The organism is Mammaliicoccus sciuri, assembly GCF_002901825.1.
In the GTDB taxonomy this organism is placed as follows: domain Bacteria; phylum Bacillota; class Bacilli; order Staphylococcales; family Staphylococcaceae; genus Mammaliicoccus; species Mammaliicoccus sciuri.
The window spans coordinates 191,029-206,421 of record NZ_PPQD01000026.1 but is presented as its reverse complement, the minus strand read 5'-3'; the positions used below and the strand labels follow the sequence as shown (position 1 = coordinate 206,421).

The window sequence follows — 15,393 nt, the reverse complement described above, 5'->3', positions numbered from 1 at the left end:
TCTTAAGTTTCATTTTATTTGTTGTTCACAAAGTTGTCAATAAATTATTGATAGCGCTTACATTAATAAAAATTCATTAAGAACATGTTAATCAATCATTAAAGAGAAAAATTACAATATAGATAAATGAATATTTAGAAAAATTTGATTATAAGTATTGACGATAAAAGGAAACACCCATATAATTCTTATCATATTAATAAGAATTCGGAAGGGATAAATACGATGATTGAATTTAAAAATGTAAATAAAATTTTCCAGCAAAAGAATTCTAAAATCCAAGCTTTAAATGATGTCAGTTTTAAAGTCGAAGAACAAGATATTTTTGGCGTAATTGGATATAGTGGAGCAGGAAAAAGTACGTTAATAAGACTTGTTAATGTATTGGAAGAAAAAACAACGGGAGAGGTCATTGTAGATGGCCATGACATCAATCAGTATTCAAAGAAAGAATTACAAAGTGTTAAGAAAAATATCGGCATGATATTCCAACATTTTAATTTATTAAATTCTAAGACAGTGTTTAATAATGTTGCGATGCCGCTTATTTTGCAAGGTACAAGTAAAGATAAAATTAAAGCTAAAGTAGATGAACTACTCAAGTTTGTTGGTCTAGAGGATAAAGGGAAGCAATATCCAAATGAATTATCTGGCGGACAAAAACAAAGAGTGGCTATTGCAAGAGCACTCGTGACAGATCCTAAAATATTATTATGTGACGAAGCAACAAGTGCACTTGACCCGGCTACGACAGATTCTATATTGAAATTATTGAAAAGTGTCAATGAAGAGTTTGGTGTCACAATTCTACTGATTACACATGAAATGAGTGTGATACAGAAGATTTGTAACAAAGTCGCAGTGATGGAAAATGGTAAAGTAATCGAAATTGGACCTGTATTAGATGTCTTCAGCCATCCTAAAACAGCAACAGCGAAGAACTTTGTATCTACAGTTATTACAACAGATATATCACCTAATTTAAGAAAATTAATACCAACTGATCATCAAGCAACAGACATTAAATTATACATAGATGGAGATAAAGTGACACAATCTATCATTAATGACTTAATTACAAAATATCAAGTTCAAATTAATGTATTGTTTGCTTCAATGTCAGATATTCAAGGCACACCTGTAGGGTACTTAACGTTACGTTTGAAAGGTGACGACAGTGCAATTAGAAGAAGCTTTGCCCATTTAGATTCATTAAATATAGAATTTGAGGAGGTTGGTGCATAATGTTCGGATCATCATTAGATTCTTCACTATTGTTAGATTCTATATATCAAACTTTATACATGGTAACTGTATCACTTGTATTAGGTGCCTTAATTGGTATTCCATTAGGTATTTTGTTAGTGATTACTAGAAAAAATGGTATATGGGAAAATGTCATTATTTATTATTTACTCAACCCAATTATTAATATTTTCAGATCATTACCTTTTATTATTTTATTAATTGCGATTGTACCTTTTACTAAATTAATTGTAGGTACTTCAATAGGTACATCTGCAGCAATTGTACCACTGACTGTTTATGTTGCACCTTATATAGCAAGATTAGTAGAAAACTCATTATTAGAAGTTAATTCTGGAGTTATTGAAGCTGCACATTCAATGGGTGCTTCACCATTTCAAATTATTAGATATTTCTTATTACCGGAAGCATTAGGTTCATTAATTTTAGCATTAACAACTTCAATTATTGGTTTAATTGGTGCTACAGCAATGGCCGGTGCAGTTGGTGGCGGCGGAATAGGTGACTTAGCACTCGCATACGGCTATCAAAGATTTGATACAATCGTCATCGTTATTACCGTTATTATACTTGTTATTATGGTACAAGTTATTCAATCTCTAGGTAATGTATTATCTAGATTAGTACGTAGAAGTTAAATAAACATTTTAATATAAAGGAGAAGTTTAAATGAAAAAAGTCTTAACATTATTAGTAGCATTAGTCTTATTACTCGCAGCATGTGGAGATAAGAAAGACGACAAAAAAGTCACAATCGGTATCGCGTCGAATGACACAGCAGTATGGGATAAAGTTAAAGAATTAGCTAAGAAAGATGGCATTGATGTCGAAATTAAACAGTTTTCAGATTACAATGTTCCAAATAAAGCTTTATCAGACGGAGACATTGATTTAAATGCCTTCCAACATTTCGCATTTTTAGATCAATTTAAGAAAGCAAATAAAGGTACAGACATTACACCTATTAGAACAACAGTGTTTGCACCGTTAGGTATATATTCTAAAGAATTAAAAGATGTAAAAGATTTAAAAAATGGTGCGAAAGTCGTGATTCCAAATGATGTTTCAAACCAAGCAAGAGCGTTAAAATTATTAGAAAAAGCAGGTTACATTAAATTAGATAAGAACTTCGGTTTAAGTGGTGGACCTAAAGACATAGTTGAAAATAAAAAGAATTTAAACATTAAAGCAGTAGATGCACAACAAACAGCGAGAGCATTAGATGAAGTGGATATTGCTGTTATTAATAATGGTGTAGCTTCAAAAGCAGGATTAGATCCAAAGAAAGACCCTATATTCTTAGAAGATCCAGATGCTAATGCAGCTAAACCTTATATCAACTTTATCGCAGCAAATACGAAAGACAAAGATAATAAAACATTCAAGAAAATTGCAGAATTATATCATTCAGAAGAAGCTAAAGATGCTTTAAAAGAAGATACTAAAGACGGAGAAATTGTTGTAGACTTAAAACAAGATGAAATTAAAGAAATTGTGGATTCACTAAAATAAACTAAAATAAAAAGATTCGGCTCCCCTTAGCCGAATCTTTTTTTATGATGCTTTTTTCAATGATTTTAAGTATTCTTGTCCTTTTGCATGGTCATATTTGTTTTCCCATTTAGAGATAACAACTGTTGATAGTGCGTTACCTACAACATTGACACATGTTCTTGTCATATCTAATAGTCTGTCTATACCGATAATTAATGCAAGTCCTTCTGGATTTAATCCCATAGATCCTAATGTTGTAATAAGAACAACTATAGAAGTACCAGGAACAGCAGCCATACCTTTAGATGTAATCATCAATGTAAACATTAATATTAACTGTTCAACAAGTGTTAAATGGACACCATACATCTGTGCAACAAATAATGCTGCGATTGATTGGTATAAGGCTGAACCATCTAAGTTAAATGTATATCCTGTTGGTACAACAAATGAAACAACATCTTTTGGTGCACCGAATTTTTCCATTTTTTCCATTACTGATGGTAGTACTGTCTCTGAACTTGAAGTTGAGAACGCTAACAATAAGTCGTCTTTTAATATGTGAATAATAGAGAATACGCTGATGCCACAAATTTTTGCGACAATCCCTAATACAACAATAATAAAGAATACCATTGCACCTACAACAACTACTAATAACTTAACTAATGGAATTAAAGCAGATAATCCAAATGTCATAATCGTTACACAGATAAAAGCAAATACACCGTAAGGCGCTAATCGTAATATTCTATGTATCATCCAGAATACAGCTTCTAATGTTCCACTTAATACATCTTTAACTGGCTGACCTTTTTCACCAACTGCAGCGATTGCTAATCCGAAGAATACTGCAAAGAATATAATAGGTAGTAATTCTCCAGCTGTTAAAGCTTCAAATATATTTGTAGGTATGATGCCAACTATTGTATCTATCATATGGTTACCATAAGTCGATTTTTCTGCAGCATCGGCAGTTTGTTCGTATTTAGAAATATCACCTTTAGGTAATTTGTTTGCGTCAATCCCTAATCCAGGTTTGAATAAGTTTCCGAATATAATTCCCAATCCAATAGCAATTGTAGTGATGATTTCAAAGTATAAAATTGTTTTCCAACCATATCTACCAACTGTATGCATATCACCAACGTTTGAAATTGATAATGCTAGTGAACAGAATACAATTGGAATAACAATCATTTTAATAAGGTTTAAAAAGATATCTCCAATAGGTCGAATGAATTTAATCAAATGGTCTTGTCCGTGTAAAAAGTATCCTACTACAACACCTAATACTAAAGCGATTAATATTTGTGTCGGTAAGCTTATATATCTTCTTCTCGGTTTTTTAATTTTTTGATCCAAAAAAACTCCTCCTTTAAAGCACTGTAGTAATAAAGTACAAAAAAAATTATGCCTTTCCATAAAATGGAAGTGCACAAATAACGTTTAAAAAGGGGATTCATAAAATACGGTACTCTTAAGATTATAAGAGTATACATCATTCTATCATGAAATTAAATATTCGTATTTAATCAGTTTTACCATAAAAAAGAAAAATAACACTTTCGAAAAATGAAAGTGTTACTTGATCATACGGATTGATAATGGTGGTAAATAAGTTTCTCCATTGTATGCTTTGATAGCACCAATAACAGTAAAGACAAAAGCTAAAATAGCTAATATTGGTATTAAAATAAAACCTACTAGTATTAAACATAATAGGGAAGCAACAAGTCCCCAAATCGTATATGAAATAAAGAAATTTAAATAATCTTTACCAATTTTATCAACGAATGGAGAGTTCTCTCTTTTAATTAACCAAATGATAAGTGGCGCAAAAAATGAAGCAAAGAAACTTGTTAAATATATAAGCATACCAAATAATCTATCATCATCAGTTGTATCTAAGTGTTGTGATACATCTTCATATGTTGAATGTGTTGAAGTTTGTTGAAATGGATTTTGTTCGTTTTCACTCATGTATAATCCCTCCTAACTTAATTTAAGTATACAATTTTTTATCGCTGTAGCCAATCAATAATATAAATTAATTATTTTATAAATAAAAAAGGAGATCTAGACAATGGTATGCCTAGTCTCCTTTTTAGATATATTATATTAATCTTAGTGAATGTAGTTGTAAGTACCAGCTTCTGAAGCTGAGATAGTACGAGTTGATACAACACCTTCACCTTGGTAGTTCATTTCTGAAACTTCAACACTACCGTCAGAGTTTACATTTTCAACGTATGCTACGTGACCGTAAGCACCTGCTGTTGATTGTAAGATTGAACCTTTTTTAGGTGTGTTGTTTACTGTGTAACCATCTGCTGCTGCATTTGCTGCCCATTGGTTAGCATTTCCCCAAGTTGAGCTAATTGGGTCTCCATCTGCTTGCTTTTTGTCAAATACATAATAAGTACATTGTCCAGCAGTGTATAAGTTAGCTGATGAACTTGAAGTTTGAGTTGCAGTTTGAGTAACTGATGAAGTAAATGATTGACTCATGTTTGAAGTATTGTAATTTTGGCTATAATTATTAGTATAGTTAAAGTTTTGAGTTTGAGTTTGGTTTTGAATTGGAGCTTGAGCGTTATCGAAAGTATCTGCTGAAGCTTCACCATTTCCAATTACTGTTGTTGCTAGTCCCGTAGATAATACTGCGAATGCTGTTAATTTTTTCATTATAAATAATCCTCCGTAAATTTCGTATATGTTTTAAATTTAAATTTTTAGTTTTGTTTGTGTCGTTTTCCGACGACAAATAATACTTTAACAGATGTTTTTATGTTTGTGTGTGTTTTCATACAGTTGTTACTTAATCATAATCAGATACAATATTTTAGTAATATTTTTGACCAATTATGACAAACAGTAATATAGAAAATATACCGATAATATAAGGTTTTACGAGGAATTTTTAGAAAATTAATGTCATTAGCTTGTAATATTTGTATTAAGGATTAAATCATTGAAAAAGAGTAGTTAGCAAATCATTTGCGACTACTTTTTTCATATATAAAATAATATGATTACTTTTCTAAGTATATGGAAGGGGGCATTATATGAAGAGATTACCAACTTTATTTGAAGCAATTTCTACAATTTTATTTATGGGGTTAGTCGTATTGATTGGTTTTGGGATTTTACATTATCCAATTCAGCCATTATTAATTATTGCGGCTGTTTATGCGAGCTTTATAGCCATTAGAGTAGGCTTAACTTGGGAAGACTTGCAAGATGGCATTACAAAGAGGCTAGCAACTGCAATGCCAGCTATATACATAATATTTGCAGTCGGTATTTTAATAGGTACGTGGATGTATTCAGGCACTGTACCTGCTTTAATTTACTATGGTTTAGAAACGATTAATCCGACATACTTTTTAGTAACTGCATTTGTCATAACAGCCGTTACATCTGTCGCAACAGGTACTGCATGGGGATCAGTAGGTACTGCCGGTATAGCTTTAATGGCGATTGCTAATGAGATGAATATTCCGATAGGTATGGTTGCAGGTGTTGTAATAGCTGGTGGAGTGTTTGGAGATAAAATGTCACCACTTTCAGATACAACTAATTTAGCTGCATTAGTAACGAAAGTAAATATCTTTAGGCATATTCAACATATGATGTGGACGACAATACCTGCATCAATTATAGGGCTCATTGTATGGTTTATAGTAGGTTTACAATTTGATGCTAAAAATGTAGAAAGCAAAAGAATAAATGAATTATTGAGTAATATTGATACGGCTTTTAATTTGAATTTTTGGGTATGGATACCAGTCATTGTTATCGTATTAGGTATTAGTATAGGAAAACCTACTGTACCGATGATGTTATTATCCAGTTTAGTCGCAATGTTTGTAGGTGTGTTTAATAATGGATTTGAAATTGTAGATGCATTTAATGTAACGATGCAAGGTTTCAACATCAATATGACAGGCTTATCTGAAAATGATGCATCAAGTTCAATGGTAGAACTGTTAAAACGTGGTGGCATTATGAGTATGACTGAAATTGTTGTAACGATTTTTTGTGGTTATGCTTTTGCGGGTATTGTAGAAGCATCTGGCAGTTTAAAAGTTATTTTAACGACAATATCTAGTAAAGTTTCTAAAGATTCACATCTGATATTAGTTACGATAGCGGGAAGTTTAATACTCGTTTTTGCAGCTGGTGTTGCATCTGTCGTGATTATTATGATAGGTGTACTGTTAATGGAAATGTATAATGAGCGTAATTTAGATCGTGTGAACTTATCAAGAACGCTAGAAGATTGCGGAACAATGGTGTTGCCATTTATTCCTTGGGGAACTTCAGGTATATACTATCGAGATTTATTGCATGTTTCATTAGGAGATTTCTTCTGGTGGGCTGTTCCATGTTATTTATGTGTAATCTTTGCAGCGTTTTATGGTATAACAGGTATCGGTATTAAAAAAGTAAAAACAAATGCATAAAAAAAGAGCAATCATAGCGATTGCTCTTTTTTTTATATTCATCTTAGTGAATGTAGTTGTATGAACCAGCTGCTGAAGCTGAGATAGTACGAGTTGAAACAACACCTACACCTTGGTAGTTCATTTCAGAAACTTGGATAGAACCGTCAGAGTTCACTTTATCAACGTAAGCTACGTGACCATAACCACCAGCTGTAGTTTGTAATACTGAACCTGCAGATGGGTTGTTATTTACTGTGTAACCAGATTGTGCTGCTGCACTAGCCCAGTTATTAGCATTTCCCCAAGTGCTACCTAAGTCAGGACGTTTGCTGAATGCATAGTAAGTACATTGTCCAGCAGTGTATAAGTTAGCTCCTCCACCAGTTGATGGGCGAGAAGTTGATGTAGTTGTAGTGCTTACATTTGAACTTGAGTTTGATGTAGTTGCTGTATTGTTGCTAGTTGATGGTGCTTGTGTAGTTGTTACACGAACATTATTTTGATTTGAAGACGTGTTATGTGAATCTCCTAAACCACCACCATTTGGTGCAGCATTGAATGCTGGTTGTGAATAATTTGTATTTGAAGCTGCTTCGTTATTTGAAGAAGCAGTGTTAGATGCTACTTGTTGTTGAGCTTGGTTACCATAATGAGATGATGGATTCCAGTTACCTTCCCATGTGTAGTGGTAGTTACCTTGTTGGTCAATTGTGTAATTGTAAGAATAAGAATATGGATCGTTTGGATTATATCCTTGTGTATTTTCTGCTGCATCTGCGTCATGTGCCATAAATGTTGCGATTCCTGCCGTTGCGATTGCTGCTGTTGCGATTTTCTTCATAATAAATAAATCCTCCTAGATAATTTAAAAATAATTTTTCGTATATGTTTTATGTTTTTTTTTCTAATAAGTTTTTTCTTCGCTGTTAATCAACAAAATCTACTTTATCAGAAATCGTTTAGTTTGTGTTGAATGTTAAAGCTTTGTAATTTAATTTAAATATCTAAAGATTTCATGTAATAATTCCGAACATTTTACACTGAATAAAGAACGTTGTAATACCAACGTTTTTAAGTACTTTTAGGTGTTATACACGATTCTTTGTTACACGTTTGTAATATTTAAGACATAATAAAATAATTGACTTTGGATAATACTATGAAAAATTATATCCAATAAACAAAAGAATATTCCATCTGAAGGATTAAAATAAGTACAAAATTTCATAATAAAAAGTCAAGAATAAAGTATTTTTAGTAATATTTGTTGAATTATAATTATCATAAATAATAAATAAAGATGTTTCATAAGGAATTGGGGTGTTTAACATGTTGTATGATGGTAATTTTAAGATTTATCAACCATTAAATATTCAATCTGATTTTAATATGGGGTTAATACTGCTATATGTAATAGAAGGAAGTAGTAAAATATATATCAATGGTAAACGTAAAGTATATCAAGCAAATGACATTCTTATCATAAATGATTTAGAACAATATCGTATTTATTCTAATGAAGATACAGTTATAGCTAGTTTATATTTATCAAGATGTGAACTTGATTATTTTTTTCAATTCGAAAAAAAGTACTATATTGATGTAGATAAACTTGATTACAATGTTATTAGATTTTACATGAATAAGGTACTCGCCAATTATATTAAATATAAAAAAGACAAGGACATAAATATGTTTGATGTAATTAAGCAATTAATGATGACATTGCGATTATATAGAATTGTAAATGAAAATCATGATTATTTTTTAAATAATGATATACATAAAGCAATCAATTATATGTATGAACATTATAAAGAGAAGTTATATATTGCTGAAGTTGCGACGAATTGTATTTTATCAGTGAGATGGTTTTCAGAAAATCTAGAAGAAATAACAGATATGAAATATAGAGAACTTAGAAAAAATATTCGTTTATCCTACGCCATATTTGACTTGATTTATTCAAAGAAGTCTATAACGCAAATTGCAGGTGATAATGGTTTTACTTACGAATCAAACTTTATAGCAAGTTTCAGAGATAAATATCATATAACACCAGCGAAATATCGAAAGCAACTCACAAATGATCAGTATTATCCATTTAATAATAAGCGCTCGAATCTTCTTGAAAATTTTAATAAGATATCTCAGGAAATTAGAGCTTTGACAAACAATTTTGTAGATTTTATTAGTTTAGATATTAATATAGACTCACAGCTAACATCAAATATGCCATCATCAAACTTATTAATATATATCAGAAACATTGAGGCACTAACAAATAATTTTCAACAATCAAAACTTTTAACGATGAGGAGAGAAATTGGGCAATATGGTTTATTATTCTCGCATTCATTACTTGATGAGTTTTTAAATGAAGCTAATTTTGAGAAAAATAGATTAATGCATCAAATGTTTTCATTTTCTTTAGAGCATCAATTTGAAATTTCATTTGAATTAAAGTTGTCTAGAAATAAAAATCTAGAGGCGTTTGAAGAAGACTTAAAGAAACTTTTAAATTATCTAATCGATTGTACATACTACTATGGACAACGACAATTTCATTTCTATTTAAATATGACATTTTACCAATATAATCATATCTATAAAATGATAAAAGACACATTAAAAGATTCAAAAGTAACACTAATATTAAATAATCGGGATAAATACATAACTAACCGAATGACAAATATAATAGAAGGAAATAAACAAATTGCCTATAAAGTTTACCATGAATTAGTCTCCGATAGAGAAATAACTACTATATTAAAGAATAATTCTTCGATAAATATCTTATATCAACCGACAACCCCTAATCGAATTGATTCACTTATTGAAACATTTAAATGGTGTTTAGAATATAAGCAAAGAATTTCAATTATTATAGATGATACTTGGATTGATAGTATGATACCTTCACAGAGCAGTCACCTTATGATAAAAGAATTACAGTTAAATAAAGAAAGTCAGTATCAGTTATTCGAATTAATATTAACTTTAAAAAGATTAAGAGGAAATATCATATTTTTTAATGGCAGTATCCTCATAACGCATTATTTAAATGAATACCAGCTATTAATCTTTCCAAACAATAAACTGTTTAATAAGCTGCAGCAAAAACTAAATATTACTGGTTTAAACATTGAGGAATTTGAGTTTAGAATTCACGATATTTTTATTAAGCGTAATAAGGCAATTAATCAGCAGTTTAATGAAGAAACGAATAAAAAGATAAATACAATAAATTTAAAAAAAGAATCAAAAAAATTAGTAATAGATTATGATTCTTCAGCGGATGTCATTAAACATATCTATATAAAACGAAAATAAACTAAGGTGGTATTGAGCTATGATTGAACATAAGAACGAATTATTGAAATTTAATTATTTAAATTTTCAGGTGAAGAAAATACTAAAGAAAAATTACGCATTAAATATTTATCATTTAAAAATATTGAAATTTATTAACGATAATCAGAAGAGAAAGAAATTTACAGCTTTAGATTTTAAAGAAGTACTTCGTATTAATCAAACGATGTTAACACATGTCATATCCTATTTACATGATTTAAATTATTATAAAAAAGAACGACTAAAACAAGATGAGAGAAAAATAATTATAATAGTAGAAACTCGTCACAAAATGAAAATTTCTCAACTAATTAATCAAATAGAACTGGACTTTAAGAGTAATTTAAATGAGATATCTACACATGTAAATTCAAATTATTGTATTGATTATGCTATAGAGGTTAATAGTATGATTAGTGAAATCCATCATAATATCCATCATCAATATAGAATAAATGTCGATCAATTTATGATTTTATTATTTATACAGATGTCTCAGAATGGATGTCGAACACTAAAAGACATTAAACAGCAATTTGGATGGGATTTAGTAAAAATCAATAAATCCATAAAAGCCCTTGTGCAATTAAACTATCTTGATAAAGATAGAGCTGATACCGATGAAAGAATTGTATTAGTTTCTATTAAGCCATACAAAGAAAAAATGATTAAATTAATGATAGAAAATGTTCTAAAAGCACAAAACATTAAAAATGGTGCACAAAATTTAGCTATGGTAGAATAGTCATAATAACAGCTTATTAGGGAGGTTAATATGTCACAATATCATTTCAAAGAAAACTTTTTTGGTGCATCTACTAAACCAATTGAAGTCTATGATGAACACAATAATCCTATATTTATATTAAGTTTGTATTACACATCCACTAGACAAGAAACATTCGCGTTATTAGGGAGAAAGAAACATAATTTTATGATCGAATTTGAAGGTGGCTCTTTTAAAGTGATACAAGAAAGATCGATAGAAGGAAAGTTAAAGACCCCTTTTAAAACTGTTTGGGAAGTATTTAAGAATGATACTAAAATAGGCACATTCGAAACAAAAATTGGATTCAAACCTAGAATAATATTTAATGGTGAAAAAAACGATACTTTGTTGTTTGAATCAGGATTTATATCTAGATCTGTTAAAGTAACAGATGACACAAATAACTTAATCATGGAAACTAAGTCTGAAAGATTTAAAATTGCATCTAATCATGATATTGATATTTTCAATTCACAATATCATCCTGCAATGTTAATTATGTTATTCCAAGTATTTTTTGAGTATCAGGAGTATCAAAGAAGTAAATCTAATTAAAATGATTAATGAAGGGGATCGTTTATGTTGTTTAAATTTTTTAAGAGAGAACAACTGAGTCAAGATGTTACTCATGAAAAACTTGAAATGGATGGCATGACTATTGTTGATGCGTATTATATACAAGATGATCAAGTTGAATTATATAAAAAAGACCGTGAAAGATATAGTGATGCATTAATTTATATTTTAAGTCAATATTTTTCCGACGTTGATAGAATGTTTGAAAATACAGATGATGGAGAAGCAATTGTCGCTTTTCAAAATGGAGAACCTCGAAAGTGTATTTATTTAAATCCAGAAACAATCGATCAACTAAGAATCTATGAACAAGAAATGCCATTAAAGCAGTCTATTTTAAAAATATGCAATTTAGAAAATGATATTTAAATAAAAATTAGCGAATAAACTTATGCATAAGTTTATTCGCTAATTTATTATTTTGTTTAATTTCATTGACAAATAACAAATTAGTATTATAATTATACCTAGTATATTAATTATATCGAGGTGAGAACATGAAATTTGAATTAGGGTTATCTTCATTTGCTGAAATCTCTCCAATTAATGGTGTGGATAAACCTTTCCCCGCACACGAAAGAATTAATCAAATCGTTGAAGAAATTAAGCTAGCTGATAAAGTAGGATTAGATGTTTATGGATTAGGGGAACATCATAGAGAAGATTATGCAGTATCAGATCCAGTTACAGTGTTATCAGCTGCGGCTAGTCAAACTAAAAATATTAGATTATCATCAGCTGTAACGGTATTATCATCTGATGATCCTGTTAGGGTTTATCAAAGATTTGCTACTTTAGATGCTATTAGTAATGGAAGAGCAGAAATTATGGCAGGTAGGGGTTCTTTTATTGAGTCTTTTCCACTCTTTGGATATGACTTAAAAGATTACGATTTACTTTATAAAGAAAAATTGGATTTATTAATGCAAATTAATGAAAATGAATCTGTAACTTGGCAAGGAGAAACAAGAGCAGCAATTGATCATTTAAAAGTATTTCCAAGAGCAGTTCAAGATAAATTACCTATTTGGTTAGCAACTGGAGGAAATCCAGAATCTTCTATGAGAGCAGGACAATTGGGATTACCTATCACTTATGCTATTATAGGAGGGGCGCCAAGTCGTTTTAAACGTAATGTAGCAATGTACAAAGCTGTTGCTGAATCAAATGGTTTTGATACATCTAAATTACCTGTTGCGACACACTCATGGGGTTACATTGCAGAAACTGATGAAGCAGCGATGGAAGAATATTATCCATCAAGTGCATATGTTATAAATCAATTAGGACGAGAACGTGGATGGCCACCATATTCAATGGAAAAATTTGAACAGGAAATTGTTCATGGTGCAATGTTTGTCGGAAGCCCTAAAACAGTTGCAGCAAAAATTATTAAACTGCACGAAGATTTAGGTGTTAATCGATTTATGTTACATTTACCAGTAGGTTCTATGCCACATGAAAAAGTATTAAAATCTATTCAACTATTAGGTGAAAGAGTTAAACCGATTGTAGATGAATATATGAAAAATAAGGAGGAAATTAAGTAATGTTAAGATATTTATTAAATGTATATGTAGGTAAACAAATTTTTGATTCAAGTCAACCAAAAGTGAAAGATGACGACGGTATGGCTCAACAATTCGAAGAAGGTTTTGGTCTTTCAAGAAACGCTATGAAATTAGCTGGCGGGCTTGAATTAGTAGGTTCAATCTTCTTATTCTTAAGTGCTTGTAACAAATCTTTATCAAGATTAGGTTCAGTACTTGTAGGATCAGTTATGACAGTTGCAGCATATAAACATTATGAAGCTGGACATGGCTTTAAAGGTGCAAAACATGCATTAACACTTTTAGGTTTATCTGCATTAAGTTTCGTTGATACATTAGGTAAGAAAAAATAATATATAACCTTTTAATCTGGTACATTATGATGTATCAGATTTTTTGTATAATACAAAATTATGAAAATACAAAAGAAAATCTATCATCACTATTAATATATATTCTTCAATTTATGACAGGATTTCTTTATATTTCAAAAGTAATGAACTTTTAAAATGTCATAAAAACAAACTATATACACGGGTTATTATTTTGTGAATTGAACGCTGTAGAGCTTGATATAAAAGGGTTTGTCTTAAAAATAAAAATGTTGAAAAGTCATTATTTGAAAATTTGTTGAATGTTTTTAAAACTCATTATAAAATAATAAATATTATTAAATCATTGTGTTGAAAAGGAAAAAAGCTATAGATACTAAAGATTGCACAATATACCAATTCAACAATTTATTAGATTATTTTGAGGAGTTGATTTGCAATGGAATCAGTATCAGTACCAATCAGAAACATCGTTGAATTAGTTGTCACAACTAAGAAATCTAAAGATTATGTCGCAAATATCAAAAGTCAATTTGCACTCTCATTCGAAGAAATATATATTTTAGTTTATATATATAGAGGCGAGAAAGATTGTTACAATGTTAAAGATATCATCAAACAATCTAAATTTAAGCCGTACTATATTTCAAAAGCCGTACAAAACTTAAAAGAAAAAGGGCTTATTTCTAAGAAAAGAAATGATCAAGATGAGAGAACTGTCGCTATTCAAGTATCTAAAATCCAACATAAAAAGATAAAAAAATTATTAATGGAAATTGAAGCTGAAATATTATAAAAAATCGTGAGAAGCGGGACTAAGAAATCTTTTTATTTAAAAGATACTTCAGTCTCGCTTTCTTATACTATGTAGTTAAATGTTAAATGATATATTATAAGTATAAACAAACGTTTTAATTTAAGAAGATTTCGTAAAAGGAGAACCTTTATGGGCGTAATATTAAATGTTAAACCGAAAAGTCAATTATTTCCTATACCAATGGTCATGGGGTGTGAAGGTACGGCAAGTTCAATGTTGCTTAATTACTATAATAAAGATATTAATGCAACGACTATTATGAGAGAGTGGCCAACACATTCAGATAACCCGGAAAAGGGATATGTAGGCAATCATTTTCTAATAAAATTTGGCCATCACCAAACTATTTTTCCGAATGTGCTTGCGGAATTTCTAAGTAGATATGACTCTGAAATTATAGATGGTACTGGTACTGAGCTTGAAGAGCTTGAGCATATAATTGATAAAGGACATCCAATTGTAATATATCATACAACATTAGGGTCTAAACCGATTCGAAAAGTTTTTAAAATCGGAAATAAAGGTAAATCCTATGTTACAAATATCCATGTAACTTTATTAATTGGATATGATGATGAATATTATTATTATATAGATCCTTTATGGAAACAAATATTTGGGTACGTATATATCCCAGCTTTGGGGCCATCCAAATATCAAATTATCAAAATGAAAAAAAATAAAATGAAGATTAGTTATAATACGCCAGGAAAAATGTGTATTTACAAAAAAATATAAATATTTTTAAAATATTATGTCATAATGTTGTAACATTTGTTAT

The 15,393-nt window shown here is 29.9% G+C and carries 16 protein-coding genes; 12 read left to right on the top strand and 4 right to left on the bottom strand.

Annotated features, from left to right (window positions below; translation table 11 throughout):
- Window positions 1–225: 225 nt before the first annotated feature.
- The 3 genes from CD035_RS08355 to gmpC are packed head-to-tail and all read left to right on the top strand — an operon-like array spanning window position 226 to window position 2,778.
- Window positions 226–1,245, top strand: coding sequence for a methionine ABC transporter ATP-binding protein (locus CD035_RS08355; RefSeq protein WP_048541182.1), 1,020 nt, complete (start codon window positions 226–228; stop codon window positions 1,243–1,245).
- Window positions 1,245–1,904, top strand: coding sequence for a methionine ABC transporter permease (locus CD035_RS08350; RefSeq protein WP_048541180.1), 660 nt, complete (start codon window positions 1,245–1,247; stop codon window positions 1,902–1,904). The genes CD035_RS08355 and CD035_RS08350 overlap by 1 nt, the downstream gene beginning before the upstream one ends.
- A 31-nt stretch (window positions 1,905–1,935) precedes the next feature.
- Window positions 1,936–2,778 carry a dipeptide ABC transporter glycylmethionine-binding lipoprotein gene (gene gmpC / locus CD035_RS08345; protein WP_048541178.1) on the top strand — a complete coding sequence of 281 codons (843 nt, stop codon included), beginning with the start codon at window positions 1,936–1,938 and terminating at the stop codon, window positions 2,776–2,778.
- Window positions 2,779–2,820: 42 nt separating this feature from the next.
- Here gmpC and CD035_RS08340 read toward each other — a convergent pair whose 3' ends face one another.
- The 3 genes from CD035_RS08340 to CD035_RS08330 form a co-directional block, all read right to left on the bottom strand.
- Window positions 2,821–4,113, bottom strand: coding sequence for a cation:dicarboxylate symporter family transporter (locus CD035_RS08340; protein ID WP_048541320.1), 1,293 nt, complete (start codon window positions 4,111–4,113; stop codon window positions 2,821–2,823).
- Window positions 4,114–4,344: 231 nt separating this feature from the next.
- On the bottom strand, window positions 4,345–4,743 hold the full coding sequence (locus CD035_RS08335; RefSeq protein ID WP_048541176.1) for a DUF4870 domain-containing protein: 399 nt from the start codon (window positions 4,741–4,743) through the stop codon (window positions 4,345–4,347).
- Window positions 4,744–4,887: 144 nt separating this feature from the next.
- On the bottom strand, window positions 4,888–5,448 hold the full coding sequence (locus tag CD035_RS08330) for a CHAP domain-containing protein (RefSeq protein ID WP_048541175.1): 561 nt from the start codon (window positions 5,446–5,448) through the stop codon (window positions 4,888–4,890).
- A 380-nt stretch (window positions 5,449–5,828) separates the two neighbouring features.
- Here CD035_RS08330 and nhaC point away from each other — a divergent pair, with 380 nt between their 5' ends.
- Window positions 5,829–7,229, top strand: a complete 1,401-nt coding sequence (gene nhaC, locus CD035_RS08325; protein WP_048541173.1) for a Na+/H+ antiporter NhaC — start codon at window positions 5,829–5,831, stop codon at window positions 7,227–7,229.
- Between the two features lie 43 nt (window positions 7,230–7,272).
- Here the strand turns inward: nhaC and CD035_RS08320 are convergent, their stop codons facing one another.
- Window positions 7,273–8,052, bottom strand: a complete 780-nt coding sequence (locus CD035_RS08320) for a CHAP domain-containing protein (protein ID WP_048541169.1) — start codon at window positions 8,050–8,052, stop codon at window positions 7,273–7,275.
- 488 nt (window positions 8,053–8,540) lie between these two features.
- Between CD035_RS08320 and CD035_RS08315 the strand changes: the two genes are divergently transcribed.
- The 8 genes from CD035_RS08315 to CD035_RS08280 all read left to right on the top strand — a co-directional run bounded on the left by CD035_RS08315 (window position 8,541) and on the right by CD035_RS08280 (window position 15,350).
- A complete protein-coding gene (locus CD035_RS08315) occupies window positions 8,541–10,547 on the top strand; it encodes a helix-turn-helix domain-containing protein (RefSeq protein ID WP_048541167.1) in 2,007 nt (668 codons plus the stop codon).
- A 19-nt stretch (window positions 10,548–10,566) separates the two neighbouring features.
- Complete coding sequence (locus tag CD035_RS08310) at window positions 10,567–11,313, top strand: transcriptional regulator, SarA/Rot family (RefSeq protein ID WP_048541165.1); 747 nt, start codon at window positions 10,567–10,569, stop codon at window positions 11,311–11,313.
- 30 nt (window positions 11,314–11,343) lie between these two features.
- Window positions 11,344–11,892, top strand: coding sequence for a tubby C-terminal domain-like protein (locus tag CD035_RS08305; RefSeq protein ID WP_048541163.1), 549 nt, complete (start codon window positions 11,344–11,346; stop codon window positions 11,890–11,892).
- A gap of 24 nt (window positions 11,893–11,916) precedes the next feature.
- On the top strand, window positions 11,917–12,282 hold the full coding sequence (locus CD035_RS08300; RefSeq protein ID WP_227532046.1) for a hypothetical protein: 366 nt from the start codon (window positions 11,917–11,919) through the stop codon (window positions 12,280–12,282).
- Between the two features lie 128 nt (window positions 12,283–12,410).
- Window positions 12,411–13,463, top strand: coding sequence for an LLM class flavin-dependent oxidoreductase (locus CD035_RS08295; RefSeq protein WP_048541162.1), 1,053 nt, complete (start codon window positions 12,411–12,413; stop codon window positions 13,461–13,463).
- Window positions 13,463–13,816: a DoxX family protein gene (locus tag CD035_RS08290; protein WP_025906850.1), complete on the top strand. Its 354-nt coding sequence runs from the start codon at window positions 13,463–13,465 to the stop codon at window positions 13,814–13,816. Before CD035_RS08295 ends, CD035_RS08290 begins: the two co-directional genes overlap by 1 nt.
- 418 nt (window positions 13,817–14,234) lie before the next feature.
- Complete coding sequence (locus tag CD035_RS08285) at window positions 14,235–14,591, top strand: transcriptional regulator, SarA/Rot family (protein ID WP_048541161.1); 357 nt, start codon at window positions 14,235–14,237, stop codon at window positions 14,589–14,591.
- A gap of 150 nt (window positions 14,592–14,741) precedes the next feature.
- Window positions 14,742–15,350 carry a C39 family peptidase gene (locus CD035_RS08280; protein ID WP_048541160.1) on the top strand — a complete coding sequence of 203 codons (609 nt, stop codon included), beginning with the start codon at window positions 14,742–14,744 and terminating at the stop codon, window positions 15,348–15,350.
- The last annotated feature ends 43 nt before the right edge of the window (window positions 15,351–15,393 follow it).